This is a genomic window from Pseudomonas tremae, assembly GCF_001401155.1.
Classification (GTDB): Bacteria; Pseudomonadota; Gammaproteobacteria; order Pseudomonadales; family Pseudomonadaceae; genus Aquipseudomonas; species Aquipseudomonas tremae.
In genome coordinates this window covers 1-317 of record NZ_LJRO01000209.1, presented here as the reverse complement: position 1 = coordinate 317, position 317 = coordinate 1, and the positions used below count along the sequence as shown (strand labels likewise).

At 54.6% G+C, this 317-nt stretch carries 1 pseudogene; it reads left to right on the top strand.

Annotation, left to right across the window (positions count from 1 at the left end):
* Nucleotides 1–68: 68 nt before the first annotated feature.
* A pseudogene (locus tag ALO43_RS15435) lies at nucleotides 69–317 on the top strand (hypothetical protein); the annotation flags it as partial.

Here is a 317-nt window from a genome sequence, read left to right as displayed (position 1 = left end):
TGTTACCAGTCCAACGTCCGCATTTGTCAATTCTCTGACCTTATCTTGAAGCGAAAAACATGATCAGAATCCTTTCCCTACTGTCCATTATTGTTGCGCTGGGCCTGACCGGCTGCGCAACCGCCTCCAACACTTACCTGAAAAACGGCAGACAGGGCTTGAGCATCGACTGCTCCGGCGAGGCGATGTCCTAGGCCAGCTGCTACGAAAAAGCGGACGCTTCCTGCGCGGGTACAGGTTATGAAATTGTCGGTACGGACGGCACTCCGCAGCCTGCGGAAAGCGAGAAAACACTGGGTGTGGACGTAGGCAACGAC